General features: G+C 47.6%; 20 protein-coding genes, 5 tRNA genes and 2 rRNA genes. 13 read left to right on the top strand and 14 right to left on the bottom strand.

Translation table 11 applies throughout. The features are described from left to right. Window positions 1–73 precede the first annotated feature (73 nt). The 7 genes from rsiW to QRX25_RS01090 form a co-directional block, all read right to left on the bottom strand. Window positions 74–700, bottom strand: coding sequence for an anti-sigma-W factor RsiW (gene rsiW, locus QRX25_RS01120; RefSeq protein WP_014469641.1), 627 nt, complete (start codon window positions 698–700; stop codon window positions 74–76). Between the two features lie 13 nt (window positions 701–713). Further along, entirely contained in the window at window positions 714–1,277 is a 564-nt protein-coding gene (gene sigW / locus QRX25_RS01115) for an RNA polymerase sigma factor SigW (RefSeq protein WP_003156766.1), read from the bottom strand. A gap of 228 nt (window positions 1,278–1,505) precedes the next feature. Beyond that, window positions 1,506–1,577: transfer RNA gene (locus QRX25_RS01110), tRNA-Gln, on the bottom strand. Window positions 1,578–1,581: 4 nt separating this feature from the next. Next, window positions 1,582–1,666, bottom strand: a tRNA-Tyr gene (locus tag QRX25_RS01105). Window positions 1,667–1,685: 19 nt separating this feature from the next. After that, window positions 1,686–1,758 (bottom strand) — tRNA-Thr (locus tag QRX25_RS01100). A gap of 5 nt (window positions 1,759–1,763) precedes the next feature. After that, window positions 1,764–1,839: transfer RNA gene (locus QRX25_RS01095), tRNA-Val, on the bottom strand. A gap of 3 nt (window positions 1,840–1,842) precedes the next feature. Then, window positions 1,843–1,914 (bottom strand) — tRNA-Glu (locus tag QRX25_RS01090). 180 nt (window positions 1,915–2,094) lie between these two features. Between QRX25_RS01090 and QRX25_RS01085 the strand changes: the two genes are divergently transcribed. The 12 genes from QRX25_RS01085 to QRX25_RS01030 all read left to right on the top strand — a co-directional run bounded on the left by QRX25_RS01085 (window position 2,095) and on the right by QRX25_RS01030 (window position 15,667). After that, window positions 2,095–2,547 (top strand): 2-thiouracil desulfurase family protein, encoded by a 453-nt coding sequence (locus QRX25_RS01085; protein WP_014469640.1) that lies wholly within the window; start codon window positions 2,095–2,097, stop codon window positions 2,545–2,547. Between the two features lie 17 nt (window positions 2,548–2,564). Continuing rightward, window positions 2,565–3,041, top strand: a complete 477-nt coding sequence (locus tag QRX25_RS01080; RefSeq protein ID WP_065980578.1) for a GNAT family N-acetyltransferase — start codon at window positions 2,565–2,567, stop codon at window positions 3,039–3,041. Window positions 3,042–3,140: 99 nt separating this feature from the next. Next, entirely contained in the window at window positions 3,141–4,070 is a 930-nt protein-coding gene (gene murQ / locus QRX25_RS01075; protein WP_065980577.1) for an N-acetylmuramic acid 6-phosphate etherase, read from the top strand. A gap of 143 nt (window positions 4,071–4,213) precedes the next feature. Continuing rightward, entirely contained in the window at window positions 4,214–5,581 is a 1,368-nt protein-coding gene (locus tag QRX25_RS01070; protein ID WP_212100118.1) for a PTS transporter subunit EIIC, read from the top strand. A gap of 17 nt (window positions 5,582–5,598) precedes the next feature. Further along, window positions 5,599–6,882, top strand: coding sequence for a penicillin binding protein PBP4B (pbp4b, locus tag QRX25_RS01065; protein ID WP_212100115.1), 1,284 nt, complete (start codon window positions 5,599–5,601; stop codon window positions 6,880–6,882). Between the two features lie 46 nt (window positions 6,883–6,928). Next, a complete protein-coding gene (locus tag QRX25_RS01060) occupies window positions 6,929–8,842 on the top strand; it encodes a glycoside hydrolase family 3 protein (protein WP_212100113.1) in 1,914 nt (637 codons plus the stop codon). Window positions 8,843–8,857: 15 nt separating this feature from the next. Next, entirely contained in the window at window positions 8,858–10,102 is a 1,245-nt protein-coding gene (locus QRX25_RS01055) for an exo-beta-N-acetylmuramidase NamZ family protein (protein WP_212100111.1), read from the top strand. 138 nt (window positions 10,103–10,240) lie between these two features. Continuing rightward, window positions 10,241–11,836, top strand: coding sequence for a bacillibactin transport transcriptional regulator Btr (gene btr / locus QRX25_RS01050; RefSeq protein ID WP_212100108.1), 1,596 nt, complete (start codon window positions 10,241–10,243; stop codon window positions 11,834–11,836). Between the two features lie 87 nt (window positions 11,837–11,923). Further along, window positions 11,924–12,880: an iron-hydroxamate ABC transporter substrate-binding protein gene (locus QRX25_RS01045; protein ID WP_212100106.1), complete on the top strand. Its 957-nt coding sequence runs from the start codon at window positions 11,924–11,926 to the stop codon at window positions 12,878–12,880. 18 nt (window positions 12,881–12,898) lie between these two features. Next, the gene (locus QRX25_RS01040) at window positions 12,899–13,906 is read left to right on the top strand and encodes a FecCD family ABC transporter permease (protein ID WP_014469629.1); all 1,008 of its coding nucleotides are present in this window, start codon (window positions 12,899–12,901) and stop codon (window positions 13,904–13,906) included. A gap of 1 nt (window position 13,907) precedes the next feature. After that, the gene (gene feuC, locus QRX25_RS01035) at window positions 13,908–14,918 is read left to right on the top strand and encodes an iron ABC transporter permease FeuC (RefSeq protein ID WP_038462564.1); all 1,011 of its coding nucleotides are present in this window, start codon (window positions 13,908–13,910) and stop codon (window positions 14,916–14,918) included. Beyond that, the gene (locus tag QRX25_RS01030; RefSeq protein ID WP_212100104.1) at window positions 14,915–15,667 is read left to right on the top strand and encodes an alpha/beta hydrolase; all 753 of its coding nucleotides are present in this window, start codon (window positions 14,915–14,917) and stop codon (window positions 15,665–15,667) included. Before feuC ends, QRX25_RS01030 begins: the two co-directional genes overlap by 4 nt. Here QRX25_RS01030 and QRX25_RS01025 read toward each other — a convergent pair. From QRX25_RS01025 to QRX25_RS01005, 5 genes are all read right to left on the bottom strand, one after another. Further along, on the bottom strand, window positions 15,656–16,597 hold the full coding sequence (locus QRX25_RS01025; RefSeq protein ID WP_212101622.1) for a bile acid:sodium symporter family protein: 942 nt from the start codon (window positions 16,595–16,597) through the stop codon (window positions 15,656–15,658). The genes QRX25_RS01030 and QRX25_RS01025 overlap by 12 nt on opposite strands. A gap of 150 nt (window positions 16,598–16,747) precedes the next feature. Beyond that, entirely contained in the window at window positions 16,748–18,220 is a 1,473-nt protein-coding gene (locus QRX25_RS01020; RefSeq protein WP_212101619.1) for a SulP family inorganic anion transporter, read from the bottom strand. Between the two features lie 195 nt (window positions 18,221–18,415). Next, on the bottom strand, window positions 18,416–19,462 hold the full coding sequence (locus tag QRX25_RS01015) for a zinc-dependent alcohol dehydrogenase (RefSeq protein WP_212100102.1): 1,047 nt from the start codon (window positions 19,460–19,462) through the stop codon (window positions 18,416–18,418). After that, the gene (locus QRX25_RS01010) at window positions 19,437–20,387 is read right to left on the bottom strand and encodes an inositol monophosphatase family protein (RefSeq protein ID WP_212100100.1); all 951 of its coding nucleotides are present in this window, start codon (window positions 20,385–20,387) and stop codon (window positions 19,437–19,439) included. Before QRX25_RS01010 ends, QRX25_RS01015 begins: the two co-directional genes overlap by 26 nt. Next, complete coding sequence (locus QRX25_RS01005) at window positions 20,384–21,652, bottom strand: aspartate aminotransferase family protein (RefSeq protein ID WP_212100097.1); 1,269 nt, start codon at window positions 21,650–21,652, stop codon at window positions 20,384–20,386. Before QRX25_RS01005 ends, QRX25_RS01010 begins: the two co-directional genes overlap by 4 nt. A gap of 227 nt (window positions 21,653–21,879) precedes the next feature. Between QRX25_RS01005 and QRX25_RS01000 the strand changes: the two genes are divergently transcribed. Then, window positions 21,880–23,091 carry an MFS transporter gene (locus QRX25_RS01000; RefSeq protein ID WP_212101616.1) on the top strand — a complete coding sequence of 404 codons (1,212 nt, stop codon included), beginning with the start codon at window positions 21,880–21,882 and terminating at the stop codon, window positions 23,089–23,091. A gap of 96 nt (window positions 23,092–23,187) precedes the next feature. Here the strand turns inward: QRX25_RS01000 and rrf are convergent. Together rrf and QRX25_RS00990 are read right to left on the bottom strand one after the other, a co-directional pair. Then, window positions 23,188–23,303, bottom strand: a 5S ribosomal RNA gene (gene rrf / locus QRX25_RS00995). A 51-nt stretch (window positions 23,304–23,354) separates the two neighbouring features. Further along, window positions 23,355–26,284, bottom strand: a 23S ribosomal RNA gene (locus QRX25_RS00990). Window positions 26,285–26,395: the final 111 nt, after the last annotated feature.

Here is a 26,395-nt window from a genome sequence, read left to right as displayed (position 1 = left end):
CCACATTTTGATTTCTCAAGTGAAATGAGCCAGCGCGGCAATCCATAAAAAAAGAGTAAAGCGATTATACGCTTTACTCATCTTCATTCGGGTCCAAAGCGCTCACAACGCCCTGACCCGCCGATTTCAGTTCGTACCAGACCCAGTCAAACAATTGGTTAATTTCTTCAATCTGCCCGGTGACTTGTCCGGCTGAGGCCATGTATTTTTCTCCGTTGACGACGGTCACATTGCCGTCGACCTTACCTTTAATGACCAGCTTGCCGTTTTTTACTGTAACATCGCCCTTTACGGTCTCGCCTTCAGGGACGGTGACCGTGTGATTCTGCACGACAAGGTTCGGCTGTTTGGACACACTGAAATTGTGGTCGTTATGCCAGCTGTTGAAAAAACCGCCGCCCATTAAAATCACAAAAACCGCTGCGGCTGCAATGATCGGATGAGTTTTGATCCATCGTTTAACAGAAGCGCGTTTTTTCTCTTTTGGAAGATTCGCCATAACTTTGGCAGTAAAATCAGCAGGGGCTGTGACATGCGATGTGCTTCGGACGAGCGCTACGGATTTCTCCATTTCATGAAAATGCCGTTTGCAATTCTCGCATGACCGCAAATGTTGTTTTAATACGTTTTCATCTTCAGGAAGGATATCTCCATCAAGATGCTTATGCATAAGCTGCACGATCTGTTCAGGACAGCTCATTTCATCACCCCACTTAAAGATCCCTCAATTGTTTTCTAAGAGCCTCTCTGCCTCTGTGAATCCTTGTCTTGACGGTGCCGACAGGGATATTCAGAATCTCCCCGATTTCAATTAAAGAGAGTTCGTCAATATACTTTAATACAATAACCGTTCTGTACTTGTCAGGCAGCTTTAAAATCTTTTTCTGAATTGTGTCCGACAGCTCCAACGACAATACGGCGTCTTCAGGGAGAACCCCGTCCGCGGCGATCTGCGAATACATCGTCAGCCCTTCTGCTCCCGCCACTTCTGCGTCCAGATAGTAATCAGGCTTTTTCTTGCGGATGCGGTCAATGGTCAGGTTGGTCGCAATTCTGTAAAGCCACGTTGAAAACTTTCTATTGATATCGAAACTGTCGATATTGACATACGCTCTGATAAAAGCCTCCTGCGCAATATCTTCCGCTTCGTGGACATTGCCGAGCATGCGGTAGCAAAGCTGGTAAATCTTATCTTTATAAAGGTCAACGATTTCTGCAAACGCATTTTGATCGCCTTTTTTGACTTGCTTAATTCTTTTTTTAATCAGGTTTTCCATGTTTTATCTTACCTCTGCCCTTCACCGGTCTGTATCTATACGTTGATTGTTTTAAAAGGTTTCATTTTTTTATTACATTTATTTTACCAAATTTCAGGCAGGGTGTAGATGGAAAATACAGAATATACTGCCTTAACAGCAGCTTAAAAATAGTATATCTAATGAACAATCAGAAACCGAACTGAAATGCCGATAAAAAAAGACACCTTATGCAAAAGGTGTCTGAGACTGGGCTAGCTGGATTCGAACCAACGCATGACGGAGTCAAAGTCCGTTGCCTTACCGCTTGGCTATAGCCCAAAAATGGTGGAGGGGGACGGATTCGAACCGCCGAACCCTGAGGGAGCGGATTTACAGTCCGCCGCGTTTAGCCACTTCGCTACCCCTCCGTATTTTTCAGAAAAACAGTGCCGGCCAGAGGACTTGAACCCCCAACCTACTGATTACAAGTCAGTTGCTCTACCAATTGAGCTAGGCCGGCAAATATGGTGGAGGATGACGGGCTCGAACCGCCGACCCTCTGCTTGTAAGGCAGATGCTCTCCCAGCTGAGCTAATCCTCCATATGACCCGTACGGGATTCGAACCCGTGTTACCGCCGTGAAAGGGCGGTGTCTTAACCGCTTGACCAACGGGCCGTTGTGTCCGCGTCGAGCTGACAAAAGTTATTATATACAGGTTGTACCCCTTTTGTAAAGAGAAAAATTATTTTTTTTATTTTCAAACTTTTTTACCCGTTTTTTAACTGAAAAACTCATCCCTTCTTTCTTATTTCATTTAAGATGGAGGTATCATAAATATGAAGGGAATGGACACAGATGATCTTAGTCAGCTCTTGTCTCGGCGGTATCGAATGCAGGTATAACGGCTCCCACGCCGCTTCGGAAAAAATCCGCAGACTCGTGGATGAAAAGAAAGCTGTTATGGTCTGCCCCGAACTTTTGGGCGGCTTCACCACTCCCCGCGAACCGGCGGAAATCATCGGCGGCACGGGCGAAGATGTGCTGAACGGAACGGCGAAAATCGTAACGGCATCTGGTGAAGACGTTACCGCTTTATATATGGCCGGCGCGGAAAAAACTCTGGCATACGCAAAAGAAATAGGCGCCGGCACGGTCATTCTTAAAGAAAACAGCCCATCCTGCGGAAGCAGCTTCATCTATGACGGCACTTTCTCAGGAAAAAAAATAATCGGGGACGGCATCACTTCCGCTCTTTTAAAACGGGCAGGCTGCCGTGTTTTATCAGAAGATGAACTGGATCAATTATAAAAAGGAGAGAAGATATCATGGATGTAACCCTGTCTTTTTATAAACCGGAGCATGCAGACGGGCTGAACGGGTTTGTACTCAGTGAAGAAGATAAAATGTTCTCCGCTCTCCCGAAAGATGTCCTGCCGCAGGCGCTTGTCATCCGGGATCGTTATCCGACAGTCATTTTAAAAGAAGACAGCCCCGTCGGTTTTTTTATTTTACATACCTCAAAAGAAACCATAACCCCGTATTCGAACAACGTATCTGCCATTTTGCTGAGCGCGCTGTCATTACATGCGCCGCAGCAGGGAAAAGGTTACGCCAAACAAGCGATGCTGCAGCTCCCCGCTTTTGTCGCAAATTATTTTCCTTGGTGTGATGAAATCGTGCTTGCAGTGAACCATCGCAATCATCGTGCACAGAACCTGTACCGGTCTTCCGGTTTTATTGATAAAGGGCGCCGCAGGATCGGCCCGATCGGCGAACAGCACATTTTGCATCATTTTTTGTGAAAGCGTTTGATTTTTCATCTCTTTCCTGCCGATTTTTCTTGAAACATATATTCAGAAGCCCATATACTTCAAGTAATAACGACTTGGGAGGGTACATTCATGACAGACCGGCTTAACATTCACAGATTGACCACAGAAACAAGAAATCCAGAGACCGCTTCAATCCATCAAGCAGACACGATAGAAATCCTCCGCATCATTAACCGAGAGGATTTCAAAGTGGCGGACGCCGTTCAGCAGGTGCTGCCTGATATTGAAATTGCCGTTCAATTCGCCCATCAGTCATTGCGGCGAAACGGCAGGCTGATTTATGCGGGAGCGGGCACAAGCGGCAGACTTGGTGTACTGGATGCGGTTGAATGCCCGCCTACATACAGCGTAAGTCCCGACACCGTCATCGGATTGATGGCCGGAGGGGCAGACGCCTTTTTGCAAGCGGCTGAAGGAATCGAAGACAGCGAGGAAACCGGCGCTCTTGACCTCAAGACAATCGGGCTTACCGAAGACGATACCGTGATCGCTATCGCAGCAAGCGGGCGCACTCCGTATGCGGCCGGTGCGCTGAAATATGCAAAAACAATCGGCGCCAAAACCGTCGCGCTCACATGCAATAAGCACTCGCTGATCAGCACGTATGCCGATCACAGCATCGAAGTTGTCGTCGGCCCCGAAGTGATTACAGGGTCAACACGAATGAAAGCGGCGACGGCACATAAAATGATTCTGAACATGATTTCCACCGCCGTGATGATTAAAAGCGGCAAAGTATACGAAAATTTAATGGTGGACGTTCATGTCAGCAATGAAAAATTGAAAGAACGGGCAATCGGCATCATCCAAAGCATCACGGGCGTCCCGTACGACAAGGCAAGGGAAACGCTTGAGGCCTCAGGCAGCCATGTCAAAACGGCGATCGTCATGCTGAAGACGAATTCGGACGAAACACATGCGAAAGCACTGCTCAAAGAAGCAGAAGGCTTCATTGACAAAGCCATTGAACAGCATATTTCAAGAGAAAAAAACCGCTGATCATTCCTTGGTCAGAATGCCCCAGTCAATAATTATAAAGTGCTTTACGAGCCCGCGCCGTTTTCATGATCGGCGCAGGGGCTTTTAGGATGCGTTTCAAGCAAAGCTCCGCGGGAAAATTGTACTGAAAGAGGAGGGTTTCCATGAGCAAAGAGGCATTTTATCATGCGCTGGCCAAAGATATTCTGGACAATTGCGGCGGTTCATCCAATATTTCAGGCTTTACCCACTGTATGACACGCTTAAGAATCACGCCTTTCGATCAGGACAAAACGGATATTGAAGCGCTGAAACGGCTTGACGGAGTAATAGGCGTCGTCGAAGCCGAAACCCTGCAGATCATTCTCGGCACGGGTGTCGTCAATCATGTCGCCGACGCTTTCGCAAACCTTATGTCACCCGGAAAAAACATTGATTTAAAAAAAGCCGCCTCACGAAAAAAAGCTGATCTCAACAGAAAAAACACAACACCCATCACCCTGTTTCTCAGAAAGCTATCAAGCATCTTCATTCCTCTTATTCCCGCACTCATTGCATCAGGTTTAATCACCGGCATTACGAAAGCTGTCATTCAGGCCGGCTGGCTCCCGAAAGAATCCCAAATCGCGCTTATATTAACGGTTATCGGTTCAGGCTTATTCGCTTACCTAGGCGTCCTTGTCGGCATCAATGCGGCCAAAGAATTCGGCGGGACACCAGCGATGGGCGGCCTTGCGGGGATATTGATCCTTAACCCTGAGATCGCCAATATCAGTTTGTTCGGAGAGAATCTGCTCCCTGGCAGGGGAGGATTAATCGGCGTTCTTTTCGCCGCGATTTTTATCGCTTATACCGAACGGTTGATCAGAAAGTACGTCCATCAATCCTTCGACATTATCGTTACGCCTACATTGTCTTTGCTCATCACCGGGCTGGTAACATATGTCGTCTTTATCCCTGTAGGCGGTTTTATTTCTGATCTGATTACATCAGGCTTATTGTCTCTATTGAATGTCGGGGGAATCGTGTCGGGGTTTGTATTAGGGGCCGCCTTCCTGCCGCTTGTCATCACCGGGCTGCATCAGGGCTTGACTCCCGTGCATTTGGAATTAATCCGATCAATCGGAGATGACCCGCTTCTCCCGATTCTCGCGATGGGAGGCGCAGGTCAAGTAGGCGCGGCCTTCGCCATCTTTATGAAAACAAAAAAAGCCTCATTGAAAAGAGCGATTGGAGGCGGACTTCCATCCGGTCTGCTCGGAATCGGGGAGCCGCTCATCTTCGGCGTCACACTCCCGCTCGGCAGGCCGTTTTTAACGGCGTGTTTGGGCGCGGGAATAGGCGGCGCCTTTCAAGCCCATTTTCAAGTGGCCACTTTTTCAATTGGTGTCTCCGGCCTTCCGCTCTCATTTCTCGTACAGCCGGCCCAGATCGTTTTGTATATCATCGGTCTCTTCATCTCTTACGCGGCGGGCTTTGTCTTCACTTATGCTTTCGGGTTTACGGATGACATGGCTGCTGAATTTGAATAGCCTGGAGGAATAAGAATATGAAAACACTGGCAGCCGCCATACTCATAATAGTCATCAGCTTCTCTTTTCTGCCGCAGCACAAAGCCTTCGCCCAATCCAAATTATACGATACAGCAAAGCTCAGAAAGGTTGATCAAATGATTGAAAAAGACATTGCAGCAGGATTCCCGGGAGCCGTCCTCGTCGTCGTAAAGGACGGACGAGTGATAAAAAAGAAAGCATACGGCTACAGCAAAAAATATGACGGGAACGTTCTTTTATCCCATCCGAAAAAAATGAAAACATCAACTATGTTTGATTTAGCCTCCAATACAAAAATGTACGCGGCGAATTTTGCATTACAGCGCCTCGTCAGTCAGGGGAAGCTTGAAGTATACGAAAAAGTCTCGGCTTACCTTCCCGATTTCAAAGACAGAAAAAGCGATCCGGTTCAAGGGAAAGACCGCATACGCGTCATTGATGTGCTCCAGCATCAATCCGGTCTGCCGGCAAGTTTTTATTTCTATCAGCCTGACACGGCGGGCCCTTTTTATTCACAACAACGGGACAAAACGATCCGTTTTCTCACCCAAATCCCGCTTGAATACAAACCGGGGACAAAGCACGTATACAGTGATATCGGTTACATGCTTCTCGGCTGCATCATTGAAAACATAACCGGAAAAACCCTCGATGCTTATGCGGAGCAAGAACTGTATAAACCGCTGAAACTGAAGCATACCCTGTTCAATCCGCTGCAAAAAGGCTTCAAAGAAAAAGCATTCGCAGCCACTGAACGTTTAGGCAACACGCGTGACGGGGTCATCCATTTTCCTCACATCAGGACGTATACGCTGCAAGGCGAGGTTCACGACGAAAAAGCATTTTACTCAATGGGAGGAGTGTCCGGCCATGCAGGACTGTTTTCCAGAGCTGATGACATGGCCGTCCTTCTTCAAGTCATGCTGAACGGCGGCACCTACAAACACGTTTCTCTCTTCAATAAACAAACGGCCGATCTGTTCACAACGGCGGCTTCATCTGACCCGACTTTCGCTCTCGGCTGGCGGAAAAACGGCAGCCCTGATATGGAGTGGATGTTCGGTCCGTATGCAAGCAGGCAGGCTTACGGCCATACCGGATGGACCGGCACCGTCACGATCATTGACCCCGCTTATAGCCTGGGGATCGCACTTTTGACCAACAAAAAGCATTCCCCCGTCGTCAGCCCCGGTGAAAACCCCAATGTTTTCGAAGGGGATCTTTTCCCGACCGGAAGCTACGGCAGCGTTGTAAAAGCGATTTATGAAGCCATTGAATGACACCCCAAGTCTTTTGTCTACACTATGACGACAGGAGGACATCATTATGAAACTTGTCATCTCAGCTGTATTACTGTTATTCATTGTTTCCGGCACACCTCATGCATCGACAAAACCGGACATTCCGTCACAGGCGGAACAAGCGGTATCTCGCATGACATTAGATGAAAAACTGGGGCAGATGCTCATGCCTGATTTTCGCAATTGGCAAAAGAAGGGGCAGTCATCCCCTGAGGCTCTTACCCAAATGAATGAAGAAGTCGCAGGGCTTATTCAAAAGTACCGGTTCGGCGGCGTTATCTTATTTGCAGAAAATGTAAAAAGCACTGAGCAAACGGTCCGCCTGACAGATGCCTTTCAAAAGGCGAGCCCTGATATTCCGCTTTTATTAAGCATTGATCAAGAAGGCGGCATTGTAACAAGACTTGGTGAAGGCACTCATTTCCCAGGCAATATGGCACTCGGAGCCGCGAGAAAAACAGCCTACGCGTCCCAGACCGGCGCCATAATCGGGAAAGAACTGAAAGCACTTGGCATTAATACGAATTTCGCTCCCGTTCTCGATATCAATAATAATCCCGGAAATCCGGTCATCGGCGTCAGGTCATTCAGCTCAGACCGTGATCTGACAGCATCACTCGGCCTTGCCTCAATGAAGGCTCAGCAAAAACAGGATGTCGCTGCCGCCGTCAAACATTTCCCGGGACACGGCGATACGGATGTCGACAGCCACTACGGCCTCCCGCTTGTCACCCACAGTCAAGAAAGGCTGCGTCAGATTGAACTTTATCCGTTCCGGAAAGCCATTCAGGCCGGGGCCGATATGATCATGACAGCCCATGTACAATTTCCCGCTTTTGACGATACAACTTATAAAAGCAAGCTGGACGGTTCAGACATCCTCGTACCCGCCACACTCTCGAAAAAAGTGATGACTCATCTTCTCCGTGAGGAAATGGGATTTAACGGCGTCATTGTCACGGATGCATTAAATATGAAAGCCATTGCCGATCATTTCGGCCAGGAAGAGGCGGTCGTCATGGCCGTAAAAGCAGGAGTCGATATCGCCCTGATGCCGGCCCAAGTGACATCGCTGCAAACAGAAAACCGCTTTGCCCAAGTTCTTTCCGCTTTAAAAAAGGCGGTTCAGAAAGGGGAAATTCCGCTTCAGCAAATTAACAAATCGGCGGAACGCATCATTTCCCTGAAAATAAAAAGAGGTATATATCCCGCACCGAAAGAAACAAGTCTGACAAAGAAGGTCGCAAAAGCGAAGCAAACCGTCGGAAGCAAAAACCATCTGAAAGCTGAAAAACAAATCGCGGAAAGATCCGTCACCGTCTTACAAAACAAAAACCGCACGCTTCCATTCAAACCGAAAAAGAACAGCCGCGTTCTCATTGCCGCTCCTTATGAAGATCAAACAGCATCAATGGAACAAACCATCCGGCAGCTCATGAAGAAGAAAAAGATCCGGCCGGTAACTATCAGTAAAATGAACTTCGCCGAGCGCACATTTAATGATGAGTATAAAAAGCTCGTATCCGACGCCGATTACGTCATTACAGGCTCATATGTCGTGAAAAATGACCCTGTCGTAGACGACGGCAACATTGACGATTCTGTCACAGATCCCGGCAAGTGGACGACGGCATTTCCGCGGGCCGTCATGAAATCCGCACAATCGAACAAAAAACCCTTTGTACTGATGAGCCTTCGCAATCCTTACGACGCCGCGAATTTTGAAGAAGCTGAAGCCCTTATCGCAGTCTACGGCTTTAAAGGATATACAGACGGACAATTTCTCCAGCCAAACATTCCGGCAGGTATTGAAGCGATATTCGGACAGACACAACCGAAAGGCAGGCTGCCCGTTGACATTCCTTCCGTCACTCATCCGGGAACGACACTGTACCCTTATGGTTTCGGAATTAATTTGAAAACCGGGAAACCGCTTTAAACAGGAGGGCTGATCATGAAAACACAAACGGCTGCGCTTCTCGCCGGATTAGTCGTCATCAGTGCCATGACGGCAGTCTCGGCGGCTTCTGACAGAAATTCACACACTGCCAAGAAACCAAGCATCGAAACAGGCATCGACCGCCTGCTGAAAGATTATAAACAAGAATTGAAGGGAAAAAGGATTGGGCTGATCACTAATCCGACCGGTGTGAACTCAACATTGAAAAGCAGCGTTGATGTGCTTTACGAGGCACAAGACATGCATTTGACGGCATTATTCGGACCGGAGCACGGTGTTCGCGGGGATGCTCAGGCCGGAGACAAAGTCACATCCTATATAGACGAAAAAACAGGGCTTCCCGTCTACAGTCTTTACGGAGAAACGAGAAAACCGACGCCTGACATGCTGAAAGATACGGATGTGCTGATTTTCGATATTCAGGATGTCGGAACGCGATACTACACCTACATTTATACAATGGCATATGCCATGGAAGCGGCCAAAGAAAAAGGCATTCCTTTCTATGTCTTGGACCGGCCGAATCCGCAAGGCGGACGAAATCCCGACGGCCCGGTTCTTGAACCTGATTACGCTTCATTTGTCGGACTTTATCCCATCCCGCTGAAGCACGGCATGACTATCGGCGAGCTTGCTCTCTTATTCAATAAAGAGTTTCATATTGGCGCTGACCTCACCGTCGTAAAGATGAAGCGCTGGAAGCGGACGATGACGATTGAAGATACCGGTCTGCCGTTCGTCCTCCCTTCGCCAAACATCCCGACCCCGGACAGCATATTCGCATATTCGGCAACAGGCTTAATTGAAGGCACAAATGTATCTGAAGGGAGAGGCACGACGAAGCCGTTTGAACTTATCGGTGCGCCTTATATGAAGAGCACAGAGCTCGAAGAACGCCTTAACAATCTCAAGCTTCCCGGCGTCACCTTCAGAGCCGCTTCATTCATCCCGAGCTTCTCCAAGCATCAAGGCAAGCTATGCCACGGCGTACAAGTCTACGTAACAAACAGAAACACATTTGAAGCGGTAAAAACAGGGCTCTCCATTCTGAAAACCATGCATGACTTGTATCCGAATGACTTCACATTCCTGCCGACAGGAGCTTTTGACAAGCTGATCGGCAACGGCTGGGTACGCAAAAAAATAGAACAAAGCGCTTCCATACAAGACATCATCAGCACATATCAGCGCCGGCTTGACCAATTCAAGCCCGTAAGAAAGCAATACCTCATATACTGACAAGATTCGTGTTACACGTGTAACATTTTGACGTGTTTTGCATTTCCGCCTTTTTATAGGAAAACATTCATTTATTTGGTACAATTCAAATGATAACAGTTATCATTTAAATGAATGTTTCCTAAAAGGTGGTTTCTCATGAAAAACACATTATTCTTTCAGCCAATTGATATCATCTCCGTAAAAAAAACAGCCGACCTTCTGTCAGAGCATCAGCTCACTGATTCCCCCGTACTGATCTTTCATGTGAAAGGCGAGGGAAAAATTGATATCGGAACAGACAGCTTCCCGCTCCAGAAGGAAACACTCTACATCTGTCCTCGTGATGAGACATTCAATATTGACCCTATGCCTTCAGACGGCATCCATTTGTATATTGTCAGACTCCGTGTTTTTTCCTATTTATCAGACGAAGAAGCGATGCTTCCGGTTAATGGGGGAGACATCTTTCACGGACTTCAGCAAATGAATTTGCAGACTGTTGAACATTTAACAAGCAGGCTTCAGTCACTTTCCGAAAATGTGCGATCAGCGGACGCCTTGCAGAAAATGAAATCAACAGCCGATTTTCAGCAGCTGATGTACGACCTATATGCCGCAAAAGTGTGTCATCAGAACAATACGAAAGCGGCGATCGAACAGACAAAACAATTCATACATGCACAATTCGACACAAAAATCACGCTCACCCAGCTCGCGCAAATGGCGGGGATCAGCCCCAAGCATTACAGTGAATCCTTTAAAAAGCTATATGGGCAGAGCGTAACAGAATATATCACAGACATCCGCATGACCAATGCAAAAAGACTGATGGCCAAAGCCAGCTGCAAACTGCGGGAAATCGCTCATCAAATCGGCTACCAGGACGAATTTTATTTCAGCCGCATCTTTAAAAAACATACCGGCAGCTCACCTACAAGCTATATGAAAAAAAGACGCACAAAAATGGCTGCGTACGGGAAAGAAATGATCGGGCATCTGATCCCGCTTCATCACGTGCCTTACGCTGCGGCGCTTCACCCGAAATGGACGGCCTATTATTACAAACAATTCTCTTCCGACATTCCTGTTCACCTGAGCGCTTACCGCTACAACGCAGATTGGAAAGAGAACTTACATACGCTGTCTCAAGCTGCGCCTGACATCATTTTCAGTCTGGATTCTGTCAGTGAAGAAGAAAAACAGCGCCTGAATGATATCACCGAAGTTTTCTACCTGCCGACTCAAGAAAATTGGAGAGATCAGTTTCTGCGCACAGCCGCTTACCTGAATGAAGAACAGGAAGCAAAGCACTGGCTTGAAGCCTATCAAAGCCTTGCACAATCAGCGAAGGAGTCGCTTCAATATGTGCGGCATCAGCGTTTCTTATTTGTCCGTGTGTACAAAGAAAATATGTATATCGCCCATAACAACAGCATTGAGGAAGTCTTCTTCGGCGATTTAGGCTTTGCTTCAGCAAAACCGGAATCCTTTGCTGCCGACGAAAAGATTTCATTGGACATGCTGGCGGATTGCCAAGCTGACTGCATCATGCTTTTTACTTGCAAAGAACCGGAAACACTTCGCTATTTTCAACACATTCAGCAGACCGAGATATGGCAGAACCTTAGAGCCGTCAGCAATAAACGCGTGTTTCCCATTTCATCCGACCCGTGGATTGAATATTCTCCAAGCGGCCATCAGCGGATCATTGAGCAAAGCATTTCCATTTTTTCCGAAGATCGTCCATGGTAATACCGGAAATTGTCCATGGTCTTATCTCTGTTCATTCTCTATAATTCCAATTGATAATAGTTATCAATTGAACAGGAGGAACAATAGATGAAGAAATTGGCATTCGCTTTCATGATTTTGCTTTTGGCTTTCACGGCCGCGGCTTGCGGAAGCTCAGAAACATCCGATACAGCAAGTAAAGGAAAGGACGCTTCTTCAGATAAAAAGAAAATCGAATATCTCGGAAAAACATATGAAGTCAAAACGCCGACTGACAAAATCGCCATTACAGGCAGCGTAGAGTCAATGGAAGACGCCAAATTACTCGACGTCCATCCGGCAGGAGCGATTCCATTCTCCGGCAAATTCCCGGAACTGTTTAAAGATATTACAGATAAATCCGTATCAACCGGTGAAAAAATGCAGCCGAATATGGAAAAAATTCTTGAGCTGCAGCCGGACGTCATTCTGGCATCAACCAAATTCCCGGAAAAAACATTGAAAAAATTGAGCGGCACCGCTGAGACCATTCCTGTCTCTCATATCTCATCAAACTGGAAAGAAAACATGATGCTGCTCGCCCAGCTTACCGGTAAAGAGAAAAAAGCGAAAGAAATCATTGCCGATTACGAGCAGGATCTGAAAAAGACAAAAACAAAGATCAACAGCAAAGCGAAACAGTCAAACGCGCTGGTTATCAGAATCAGACAAGGCAATATTTATATTTACCCTGAACAGGTTTATTTCAACTCCACGCTATACGGTGATTTAGGTCTGAAGGCGCCGGCTGAAGTCAAAGCGGCTAAAGCGCAGGAACTGATTTCTCTTGAAAAATTAAGCGAAATGAATCCCGACCATATCTTCGTACAATTCTCTGATGATGAAAACGCGGATAAACCGGACGCGTTGAAAGATTTAGAGAAAAATCCGATCTGGAAGAGCCTGACGGCAGTCAAAAAAGACCATGTATACGTCAATACGATTGATCCATTAGCTCAAGGCGGAACCGCTTGGAGTAAAATCCGCTTCTTACAGGTTGCGGCTGATAAGTTGACTCAAGACTAATAAAGAGTAGGTTTTCACATGTATGCAAAACGGCGGACACACATTATTATCATCGCTTCACCGATTGCCATTGTTCTGTCGCTGCTGCTTTCCGTTTTATACGGCGCAAAGCAGCTTGACGTCCATACCGTGTTCTCCGCATTGCTGCACTTTAATCCGGAGAATACCGACCATCAGATCATATGGCATTCAAGAATCCCAAGGGCTGCCGGCGCGATGTTTATCGGCGCCGCCCTTGCTGTTTCCGGAGCGCTCATGCAGGGAATCACACGGAACTATCTGGCCTCGCCTTCGATCATGGGTGTGTCGGACGGCTCCGCTTTTATCATTACTCTTTGCATGGTATTGCTCCCTCAATCGACGTCCATTGAAATGATCATATACTCGTTTATCGGTTCCGCTTTCGGCGCCGCCCTTGTTTTCGGGCTGGCCTCCATTCTTCCCGGCGGTTTTACCCCGGTGCAGCTTGCCATTATCGGAACGGTGACAAGTATGCTTCTCAGCAGTCTGTCGGCCGCGCTTTCGATTTATTTTCAAATCTCGCAGGATCTCAGTTTTTGGTACAGTGCGAGACTGCATCAAATGAACCCTGATTTTTTGAAACTGGCCGTCCCGTTTTTCGCTATCGGAATCATCACGGCCATGATTCTCAGCAAAAAGGTCACAGCCGTATCATTAGGAGACGACATTTCAAAAAGTCTGGGACAGCAGAAAAGAACCATCAAACTCATGGCGATGGCGGCCGTTGTCATATTGACCGGAAGCTCGGTGGCGCTCGCCGGAAAAATTGCCTTTGTCGGTTTGGTCGTTCCGCACATCACACGCTTTCTCGTCGGATCAGACTACAGCAGGCTGATTCCCTGCGCGTGCATCATCGGCGGCGTCTTCCTGACCCTTTGCGATCTTGCCAGCCGATTGATCAATTATCCGTTTGAGACACCTATTGAAGTTGTTACTTCTATCATCGGTGTTCCTTTCTTTCTTTATTTGATTAAAAGAAAAGGAGGGGATCAGCGCGGTGCGTAAAATGGCCGGAATTTATCTCATACTGATTGTTCTCATATTGCTCGTAAGCTATTTCAGCATGACAAGCGGTTCTTTTTCCGCAAAGCCGGGTGAACTGCTCAGCACGCTTTTCCACATCCATCCGAATCCTCAATATGAAATTTTGCTGTTTCAGCTGAGGCTGCCGCGCATTGTCATGGCGGCAGCCATCGGGCTCGGTTTGGGGATAGCCGGAACCGTTATTCAGGCCATTACCAAGAACGGGCTGGCCGATCCCGGTATTTTAGGCATCAATGCCGGAGCCGGAGCGGGAATCGTCGCGTTTATGCTTCTGTTTCAGGGGCAATCTGAAGCGACGGCGCTTGCATCCGCCATGGGCATGCCTGTCTTCGGCCTCATCGGAGGATTGATGGCGGCCGTGCTGATTTATATTTTTGCCTGGCACCGGGGCCATTTGGAATCCGGCAGAATTATTCTCGTCGGAATCGCCATGAATTCCGGATTCAGCGCACTGTCTCTATTTCTTTCATTAAAAATGGACCCGCAGGACTATGAGATGGCGATGGTCTGGAAGAACGGCAGCATCTGGTCGGCAAACTGGATGACCATTACGGCGATACTGCCGTGGCTGATCGTGTTCATTCCTCTGCTGATGGCGAAAACGTCATTGCTGGATACTATACGTTTCGATGAGGACACGGTGAAAAGCCTCGGTGTTTCATCCAATAAAGAAAAAACCATTTTACTCGTTGCCTGCATCGCTCTGATCAGCGCATGTGTGACCGCAGCGGGCAGCATGGCGTTTGTCGGACTGATCGCGCCTCATATTTCCCGCAGGCTTGCCGGAATTGAACACAGATATTCATTACCGGTCAGCGGACTGGTCGGCATGCTTCTCGTCATATCCGCCGATTTCGCGGGCAAATTGTTCTTTCAGCCATCAGAGGTGCCGGCGGGCATTATTCTTGCGATTCTCGGCGTTCCTTATTTCTTTTTTCTTCTGTTTAAGCAAAAAAAGGGATTGGACGCATGAGAGGCACACTCACAGAACACCGGATAAACGGAAAGGAATGCACGGTGTATCTTCCTCCCTCCTATTCGGTTCAAACTAAGGCTTTACCCTGGGTTTACGTACTTGATGGGGGTGCTTTGTTTTTAGAGCAGATGGATAAACTTGAATTCCAATTTGCGAACGGAACACTCCCTGAATTGATTTTCGCCGGCATCAAACCGGATAACAGGCTCGATGAGTACACACCCTGGCCTGCGCCTTCCCTGAGCCCTGCGTTTTATGATTTCGGCGGCAAAGGGAGCCTCTTTCTTGAAGACCTGACAAATACCATCATTCCAATGGTTGAAGATATGCATCACATGTCTCCAGGCCCGGAAACAAGAGGCCTGATCGGCGCGTCATTAGGCGGATTGTTTTCAATGTACGCGATGTTACAGAAGCCTGAGATATTCGGCAGAATCGGCTGTATCTCCGGGTCCTTCTGGTATGAAAAATCGGCAGACTATGTCCGCTCCGCACCTTTGCTGCCGACACGGCAGCGCATCTATATGTCTGTCGGCAGCCGTGAAGCTGAGCATAAAAACAACATCCAAAACTCCATGGTCCGACAAAATAGAGACGTGCATGAAAGCATGAGGCAAAAAGGCTTCTCTCAATCTCAGCTCTCTTTCACAATTGAAGAGGGCGCCGTACACCATCAAGAAGCGTTCAAAAGACAATTCAATTCAGCTCTTAGCTGGCTGTACGGAAAAAACCGCTCACGTGGCTGAGCGGTTTTTTTCATATTTCATAACGACCGGCTTAAGTTCAAAGCGCCTCAGCAAATAGCCGAATAAAGCGGCAAGGATTTGCTGAAAAAGCATCCCGATGACGACCGGAACCGCCACTTGCGACGGAAAAAAAGAAACGGCGAGAACGGCCCCGGCACTGATATTGCGCATGCCTCCCGTATAAATCAGAGAGACAATTTCATCCTGACTCCGCTTCAACAGCCTTCCGATCAGCCAAGCCACAGCATAACCCGTCATGGCAATAAAAAATACCATGGCCGCGATGCCCGCAAATTTGATATCCAAGTGCGTAACATACGGCGCGATTTCCGAACTGTTAATGGCAATGACTATCATCAGACAGAGTTTTGAAAAAGGAGACAGCGTCCGGCTTATCGTCTGTGTCCTGACCGGCGGGGAAAACTGGTTGACCATCATCCCTGCGATAGACGGAAGCACCACCATTTCCAAAAGCCCTTTCATCATTCCCCACACATCCATCTGGACATTTGCCCCGGCCAGGACAGAAAGGCTCAGCGGTACGATAAAAGGAGACAGTACGGTATCAACCAGGATTATAGACAGTGTCAATCCGACATTCCCCTTATACATCGCGGCCCAAATCAAACTCGTAATTCCGGTCGGAATCACCACACCCATAATCAGCCCCGTCACAGTTAAAGGGTCACCGCTGAATATCAGATGACCGCTTCCCCATGCAAAAACAGGCATGAAAATATGCAGAACAAACAATGCCATGATCATCGGGAGCGGCTGTTCAATACTTCGCTTCAGCGATTGAAAATTGGCACTCAGACTGCCCGTAAATGTAATAAATGCAAAAATCCACGGCACAGCGCCGGCCATCCAGCTGATATGCTGAGATAACAGCACACCCGCCGCCACACTTGACGGAGTCAAAAGCGGCATGATTCTCCCCAACACTTGGTTCATCTTCTGAAGCCACATCATATGCAAGTCTCCTATATACGGTTTTCAAGTCTCATTCATTATAACAATGCACACCGGCAAATTTAACCGAAAAAAAGCCCGGATATATTCATCCGGACTTCACAAATTCTATGCCATTTGCTTCATTAAATCTCGGCTTTTCTGATTTAATCCCTTTAATTCAGCCTCAATTCCGTATTCTTTACATTTGGCGACAATTTTCTCAAGAGCCGCCGCTCCTGAATCATCCCACACGTGGGCGCCTGTCAAATCAATGACAATCCGTTTCACATCTTCATCATAAACGATGGCATTCATCAGCTCAGATACGGAAGCAAAAAAGATCTGTCCCGTTACCTTATATGTTCTGACATCTTTCTGTTCGGAATGTGACACAATCTTCAGCTTAGAAATTTTAGCTGTGAAAAAGATCGCGCTTAATAACACCCCCACGAAAACACCCTTCGATAAATCATTTGTCAGGACGACCGTCAAGACGGTAATAACCATAACGATTGAATCCGTAAGGGGCGCTTTCCGCAAGCCTTTAATCGATGACCAATCAAAAGTGCCGATGGACACCATAACCATCACCGCCACCAGCGCAGCCATCGGTATTTTCACAACGATACCGCTTAACACGGCAATTAAAAACATTAAAAACGCTCCTGCCGTAAAAGCTGATAACCGGCCGCGTCCGCCGGCTTTCGTATTAATGACGGACTGGCCGATCATGGCGCATCCGGCCATACCTCCGAAAAATCCGTTCACAATATTAGCGATTCCTTGTCCGCGGCTTTCTTTGTTCTTATCACTATCCGTATCCGTCATTTCATCAATGATCTGGGCCGTCAGCAATGACTCAAGCAATCCGACGAATGCAAGCGCCAGTGAATACGGGAAAATAATCCGCAATGTCTCAAACGTCCACGGAACATCCGGTATCAAGAAATGCGGAAGTGAACTTGTAATTCCGCCCATATCACCGACTGTGCGGACATCCGCATGGAAAACCACCGCAATAACCGTCATGACAATAATCGCCACCAACGGAGACGGCACGGCCGTCGTAACCTTCGGCAAAAGATATATAATAGCCAGCGATCCGGCGAGCATGGTGTACATAACCCAGGATGCCCCTTTGAACTGCGGCAGCTGCGCAGAAAAAATCAAGATCGCCAAAGCATTCACAAACCCGATCATGACCGAACGCGGAATAAATTTCATTAATCGCGCTATCTTACTGACCCCGAGAATAAATTGAATAATACCTGTCAAAATGGTTGCCGCAAACAAATACTGCAGTCCGTAATCGGCCACCAAAGTCACCATTACTACCGCCATCGAACCTGTAGCGGCTGAAATCATTCCCGGTCTGCCGCCGAAGATCGAAATAATAATCGCGATGCAAAATGATGCGTAAAGACCGACCATAGGATCGACACCTGCAATAATTGAAAATCCGATTGCCTCAGGGATCAGAGCGAGAGCAACCAGAATACCGGCCAGAATGTCTTTACGGACATTTCCGAACCATTGCTGCTGTAATGTATAATCTTTCAAATGATAACGACTCCTTTTCACTATAAAAATCCGCACCATATCAGTTGGAAGCATTGATTTTATCTGGGGAATATGAGGACGGTTTACGGAGCAAAAGAGGACACGCTCAGAGTATAATGTCGTTGAGGAAAGGAATTGTTAACAAAGAGTATCATATTAAATTTTAAAGAAATGTGCAAGACCGGATAAATAAGAAAGAAAAACGGCTCTCATTTGAGCCGTTTTCGCCATTTTTTATAAAAGTTCCGGATCAGACACGAGAATGGTTTTTATCGCGCTGATATCCTTTCTCTCTTTTGTCACCGGGTCGATACCCATGAGATGATCAATGGCTTCTTCATAATTCCTCAGTTCTGTCTTTTCAGTAATGAAATCATAGAGCTGCGGAAGGTCGGATGCACATGCCAACGCAGCCTCCATGATCTGTCGGGCTTCACCTGTGCCCACAATCGTCACGCCGTTTGACAGCAGCTGGTACGGCCTTATCGTCATCTCATACGTATCATCGAAGCCCATCGGCACAATTCTGCCTCCCTTTTCAATGAAAGGATAAGCCCAATCAAGCTGGTTGCCGATCGCGTCAAAAATCACATCAAATTTTCTTCCTTGATTAATCCGTTTCACTTCATCCACGGTTAGTGCTTCAGGGTGGTAGACATAATCCGATATCCGGCTTGCCGCCTCACTCCGGAAGCTGCCTATTTCAGTCGCGACCGTCAATCGTGCCAGTTTTTTCACCATCATTTGCACAAGCAGTCCGATCGGTCCGGAACCCAAAACCAAAACCGAATCCTCCGGCTGAATCGAAGCCTTATCCACAACGTTCAGCACACAGGAGAGAGGTTCAACCAAAGTGGCCCGTTCCCATTCCATGGAATCCGGAATTTTGTACATGAACCTGTCTTCCCCCACGTAATATTCCGCAAACGTCCCGTGCGCCCCGATTCCAAGCTGCCAATCCTCGAAGGTTTCGCAATAACACGTCAGCCCTCTCCGGCAATAATGGCATTTCCCGCAAAACTGCGTGGGATCTATCACGACGCGGTCTCCGACTTTTACATTTGTCACGTCCGGCCCGACTTCCACGACCGCTCCCACCGATTCATGCCCCATAATCATATGATGGGTTGCATTCATTTTTCCTTTCAGCACATTTAAGTCCGTGCCGCAGATACCGGTGCCGAAAATTTTCACCTTCACATCATTGGCTTTTCGAATTTGAGGCTCGTCCACCTCTTGATATTCAAGCTTATCATTAGGAGTCCAGACCAACGCCTTCATATCTCTCTTCCTTTCTGCCCCAGCGGATTTGGTCTAATAATGTCTGATGAAGCTCCTTCGTTGATGCCGCGATACATGATTGCTGATTCTGATAACTTAAATCTGTCAGAAGCGTGTCGTCTAAAGACCGGCCGTACGCATCCGTAATGACCACTCCCGCTTTCTTCGCCAAAAAGACGCTCGCGGCAATATCATAAGGAAATAAGTGCAGCACCTGTCCGTTCCCGACCTGCTGAAAATCTGCAAGCAGCTTCGGATCATCTTTCAGCAGACGATTGCCGATATCCACATAAGCATCCATCTGCCCCGTAATAATGCGTGAAATCGAATAAGAAGCGCTGTTGAAAACAAAGACTCCGCCGTTATTGGCCGACTGGTCAATCAAATGGCCGTATGCGTCCGTCATCAGCTGCGCCGGATGCCCGTTAAACTCAAGGCTCCAAAACATATTTTTAATATCCTGCACTCCGCTCAAATTCGGCAATTCTCCCTGATACCCTTCAAATTGAATGGTATCGCTGTAAATATCACCGCACATATAAGCGCCTGATTTCAATTCAAGTAAAAAAGCAAATTCGATATCCTTAATCCTTGCGTTTGGCTTATAGGAAGCAAGCGCAATCGAAATACATGACATTTCAAGTCCCGCGGCGGCCGGGCGCGTTCCGTCTATCGGATCTACAATTAAAATATATTGCGGATCCTCTCCAATCAGCTTTAGGCCGCCATCCTCCGTGTAAAAAGCAACCGGATGGCCCTTTTCTTGAATATAATCCACAACCGCTTCCTCAGCAGCGGCGTCTATATTAAATTGGGCATCGCCTCCGGGAGAATATCCGTTTACGAGCCGATTTTTCAGCGTGCCTTTTTGATTTTTCACCTTTTGATAAACATATTGTCCAAGCTCAATGATATAGTCTCTCACTTGATTTCCTCCAATAGCTTGCGAAGTCTGTAGCAGAGCACCTCAGCTTCACTAAGTGTAATGGTTAAAGGCGGACGGATTTTAAATACATTTCCGAATCCGTAACGGGATGTCCGGAGAATCAGTCCGTAATCCATCGCCCGTTTGGCAATAAAATTGGTCAGCTCCACATCAGGTTCATTGTTCTCTTTGACAATCTCCACACCGATCATCAGACCGACGCCTCTCACTTCAGAAATAAAAGCAAAATCCTCTTTCATCGTTTCTAAGCGATCCATAATATAATTTCCGACCGTCGTTACATTTTCCAAAAATCCCGGACGCTGCATGATATCTATGGTTTTACACGCGGCTGCAGCGGCCATCACATTAGATCCGTACGTAAAGGAATGTGTATATCCCGGAAGTCCGGTATACTTGTCCTCCGTCAGAGTGGCGGCAACTTGGAAGCCTGTGCCCCCGAGCCCTTTTGCTACGGTCATCATATTGGGTTTCACATCGAAATGGTCCGCGGCAAACATTTTACCCGTCCGCCCGAACCCGGTCTGAATTTCATCAAAGATCAGGGCGATATCATGTTCATCACACAGCTTTCTCAGCTGTTTAAAATACTCTTTAGGCGGAACGACGTTTCCACCGTTTCCGGATATCGGTTCAATAATCATGGCGGCAATTTTTCCATTGCTCGCATACTCAATAAAATCATTAATTCTTTCTACGCACAGCATACCGCACGAATCCGGTTTCTGATTATAAAAACAGCGGCTGCAATAGGGATCAGGTACTTGTAGGCCAAAAGAGATTTGCGGCGGGAAAGGTTCTTTTCTGAATGAGTTGCCGGACAAAGCGGATGTCATATAGGTTTGTCCGAGGTGGCTTCGAAATAAGGAGATGACATCGGTTTTCCCGGAGTAATACTGAGCCATTTTAATAGCTCCTTCATTCGCACCGGAACCGCTGCTGACTTTAGGGTGTACTTTTGTGAGATTATCGGGGACGATTTCAACTAGTTTTTCTGCTAGTTTATTTACAGCGTCTGTTTGAAAGGACGATGTCACATGGATCAGCTTATCGGCTTGATCTTTAACCGTATCAATGACTTCTTTGTTACCGTATCCTAAATTCAAGTTAAACGTGGCAGAAGCACAATCAATATACTCATTTCCTTCTTGATCGTACAAGTAAATCCCTTCTCCGCGCTCCATTACTACATCGTCAACACTGTAATACAAGCTGTCTGGATTCGTGATTTCCTTCGTTCCCACAAATACCACCCCTATGAAATTATTAGAAATTCGCTTTTTATCGTATTAATAATTGAAAATAATGTCAACGATCTTCTTGTAAAAAATGTTAACAATTTGTTAACGTTACCATAAGGGATGTACGAGAAAAAGTTATGTGATATAGTAACAATACTTGGATTTTTTGTAAAAACATCATGTCATACGAGTAGGGAGAAATATTATTTTACCAATAAGGAGATAAAATGATGAAAACTCGTCTGCTGTGGATAAGCTGTTTTTCTTATGGATCGATTGCCTTTACACTTGTTATTCTTGGAGCCGTACTGCCTGAGTTACTCACACATTATTCACAAACCTACAGCAATGGCGGAGTACTAGTATTTTCTCAGTTCATGGGTTTCCTCGTGGGTGTCATCGGAATGCCTTACATGGTGAAAAAGTTCGGGCGTAAAAATGTCGTTATCTTCGGCCTGACACTCATCAGCTGTGAAGTTTTCATCACCTTCCTGCCGCCCTGGCCGCTGCTCTTTCTTCTCGTCAGTATAGCAGGACTCGGCGCTGGATTGGTGGAATCCTGCGTAGGCACGATTATCCTCACTGCTATTAAAGAAAGACAAGCCGTGGCTATGAGCAAGATGGAAGTGGCTTACGGATTAGGGGCGCTGTTCATGCCTCTGCTTTCAGGCTTTCTTATCAACAGCCACATGTGGACAATTGCTTTTTTAGTATTAGGGTTATCCAGTTTTGCACTTTTAATTGCATGGAGACAAATGAGTTTCGGCAGCATTGATCAGCTTCTCATACGCAAAGATCTCTCTTCCGACGGCACTAAAAAAGAAAGCACCGGTTATCGGTCACATGGATTGCTGTTTATTGCCCTGGCGGCTGCTTACTTCTTCTTTTACGGCGGCAGTGAAGTTTCAATTGTACATTTTATCCCCTCTATCTTCGCTGAGAAATGGGATATCCCCAACTCCTTAGCAACGATAACAGTCACAGTGTATTGGACTGGGATGATTATCGGCAGGTTATTAACAGGTCCGGTATCAGAAAAGCTGACATATCATCGTTATCTCCGTATTATAAGCGTTGGCGGCCTGGCTGCACTTGCTGTATTAGCACTAAGTAAAAGCGTATGGTTCGGTTTTGCCCTTTGTTTCTTTTTAGGACTGTTCATGGCCGGCATGTTTGCAATAGCCCTAATCATCACCAATCATTTTTACCCCGGAAAGACAGAAACAACTACGAGTATTCTGCTTGCCTCAAACGGATTAGGGGGCTCACTCCTTCCGATCGCCGTCGGCTGGAGCCTGGATGAGTATCCCGCACAAACCGCGTTCTGGCTGTTTACTGCACTCATGCTCCTGATGCTGCTGATTGTGTTCAGTTTAAGAATGCTCGAGACAATAAAATCAAACAGTATTAAAAATCACAGCAGCAAAGCAAAATCAATATAAACAAAAAAAGCTAATGCCTTTGAAAGGCATTAGCTTTTTATATCTGTGAGATCTTTCATATAAAAAACCCAGTTCATCATGAACTGGGTCAAGATAGCTTGGCGGCGTCCTACTCTCACAGGGGGAAACCCCCGACTACCATCGGCGCTGAAGAGCTTAACTTCCGTGTTCGGCATGGGAACGGGTGTGACCTCTTCGCTATCGCCACCAAACCATTGAGAGTGTTCTCTCAAAACTAGATAACAGGAAGCATACATTCAAAATTGGTTAAGTCCTCGATCGATTAGTATCTGTCAGCTCCATGTGTCGCCACACTTCCACCTCAGACCTATCAACCTGATCATCTTTCAGGGATCTTACTTCCTTGCGGAATGGGAAATCTCATCTTGAGGGGGGCTTCATGCTTAGATGCTTTCAGCACTTATCCCGTCCGCACATAGCTACCCAGCGATGCCCTTGGCAGAACAACTGGTACACCAGCGGTGCGTCCATCCCGGTCCTCTCGTACTAAGGACAGCTCCTCTCAAATTTCCTGCGCCCGCGACGGATAGGGACCGAACTGTCTCACGACGTTCTGAACCCAGCTCGCGTACCGCTTTAATGGGCGAACAGCCCAACCCTTGGGACCGACTACAGCCCCAGGATGCGATGAGCCGACATCGAGGTGCCAAACCTCCCCGTCGATGTGGACTCTTGGGGGAGATAAGCCTGTTATCCCCGGGGTAGCTTTTATCCGTTGAGCGATGGCCCTTCCATGCGGAACCACCGGATCACTAAGCCCGACTTTCGTCCCTGCTCGACTTGTAGGTCTCGCAGTCAAGCTCCCTTGTGCCTTTACACTCTGCGAATGATTTCCAACCATTCTGAGGGAACCTTTGGGCGCCTCCGTTACCTTTTAGGAGGCGACCGCCCCAGTCAAACTGCCCACCTGACACTGTCTCCCCGCCCGATAAGGGCGGCGGGTTAGAAGGTCAATACAGCCAGGGTAGTATCCCACCGATGCCTCCACCGAAGCTGGCGCTCCGGTTTCCAAGGCTCCTACCTATCCTGTACAAGCTGTACCAACATTCAATATCAGGCTGCAGTAAAGCTCCACGGGGTCTTTCCGTCCTGTCGCGGGTAACCTGCATCTTCACAGGTACTATAATTTCACCGAGTCTCTCGTTGAGACAGTGCCCAGATCGTTGCGCCTTTCGTGCGGGTCGGAACTTACCCGACAAGGAATTTCGCTACCTTAGGACCGTTATAGTTACGGCCGCCGTTTACTGGGGCTTCAATTCGCACCTTCGCTTACGCTAAGCGCTCCTCTTAACCTTCCAGCACCGGGCAGGCGTCAGCCCCTATACTTCGCCTTACGGCTTCGCAGAGACCTGTGTTTTTGCTAAACAGTCGCCTGGGCCTATTCACTGCGGCTCTCTCGGGCTTGCACCCTAACAGAGCACCCCTTCTCCCGAAGTTACGGGGTCATTTTGCCGAGTTCCTTAACGAGAGTTCTCTCGATCACCTTAGGATTCTCTCCTCGCCTACCTGTGTCGGTTTGCGGTACGGGCACCTCTCACCTCGCTAGAGGCTTTTCTTGGCAGTGTGGAATCAGGAACTTCGCTACTATAATTCGCTCGCCATCACAGCTCAGCCTTCACGGGAAACGGATTTACCTATTTCCCAGCCTAACTGCTTGGACGCGGATATCCAATACCGCGCTTACCCTATCCTCCTGCGTCCCCCCATTGCTCAAATGGTGAGGAGGTGGTACAGGAATATCAACCTGTTATCCATCGCCTACGCCTTTCGGCCTCGGCTTAGGTCCCGACTAACCCTGAGCGGACGAGCCTTCCTCAGGAAACCTTAGGCATTCGGTGGAGGGGATTCTCACCCCTCTTTCGCTACTCATACCGGCATTCTCACTTCTAAGCGCTCCACAAGTCCTTCCGGTCTTGCTTCACAGCCCTTAGAACGCTCTCCTACCACTGTTCGAAGAACAGTCCGCAGCTTCGGTGATACGTTTAGCCCCGGTACATTTTCGGCGCAGAGTCACTCGACCAGTGAGCTATTACGCACTCTTTAAATGGTGGCTGCTTCTAAGCCAACATCCTGGTTGTCTAAGCAACTCCACATCCTTTTCCACTTAACGTATACTTTGGGACCTTAGCTGGCGGTCTGGGCTGTTTCCCTTTCGACTACGGATCTTATCACTCGCAGTCTGACTCCCAAGGATAAGTCATCGGCATTCGGAGTTTGACTGAATTCGGTAACCCGGTAGGGGCCCCTAGTCCAATCAGTGCTCTACCTCCGAGACTCTTACCTTGAGGCTAGCCCTAAAGCTATTTCGGAGAGAACCAGCTATCTCCAGGTTCGATTGGCATTTCACCCCTACCCACACCTCATCCCCGCACTTTTCAACGTGCGTGGGTTCGGGCCTCCATTCAGTGTTACCTGAACTTCACCCTGGACATGGGTAGATCACCTGGTTTCGGGTCTACGACCACGTACTCAATTCGCCCTATTCAGACTCGCTTTCGCTGCGGCTCCGCATCTTCTGCTTAACCTTGCACGGGATCGTAACTCGCCGGTTCATTCTACAAAAGGCACGCCATCACCCGTTAACGGGCTCTGACTACTTGTAGGCACACGGTTTCAGGATCTCTTTCACTCCCCTTCCGGGGTGCTTTTCACCTTTCCCTCACGGTACTGGTTCACTATCGGTCACTAGGGAGTATTTAGCCTTGGGAGATGGTCCTCCCGGATTCCGACGGAATTTCACGTGTTCCGCCGTACTCAGGATCCACTCAGGAGAGAACGAAGTTTTGACTACAGGGCTGTTACCTCCTATGGCGGGCCTTTCCAGACCTCTTCATCTACCTCGTTCCTTTGTAACTCCGTACAGAGTGTCCTACAACCCCAAGAGGCAAGCCTCTTGGTTTGGGCTGGTCCCGTTTCGCTCGCCGCTACTCAGGGAATCGCATTTGCTTTCTCTTCCTCCGGGTACTTAGATGTTTCAGTTCCCCGGGTCTGCCTTCTCATATCCTATGTATTCAGATATGGATACCACTCCATTACGAGTGGTGGGTTTCCCCATTCGGAAATCTCCGGATCAAAGCTTGCTTACAGCTCCCCGAAGCATATCGGTGTTCGTCCCGTCCTTCATCGGCTCCTAGTGCCAAGGCATCCACCGTGCGCCCTTTCTAACTTAACCGTTAAAAAGAATCACTACGTGATATCTTGCATTACAATTGAATGTGAATTACTTCTGTTATCTAGTTTTCAAAGAACAACATCTCGAAGAATCGAATGATCCTTCAAAACT

It is taken from the genome of Bacillus sp. L381, from assembly GCF_030284525.1.
GTDB classification, from domain to species: domain Bacteria; phylum Bacillota; class Bacilli; order Bacillales; family Bacillaceae; genus Bacillus; species Bacillus amyloliquefaciens.
The sequence above is the reverse complement of the archived record's forward strand: the minus strand, read 5'-3'. Positions and strand labels throughout refer to the sequence as shown.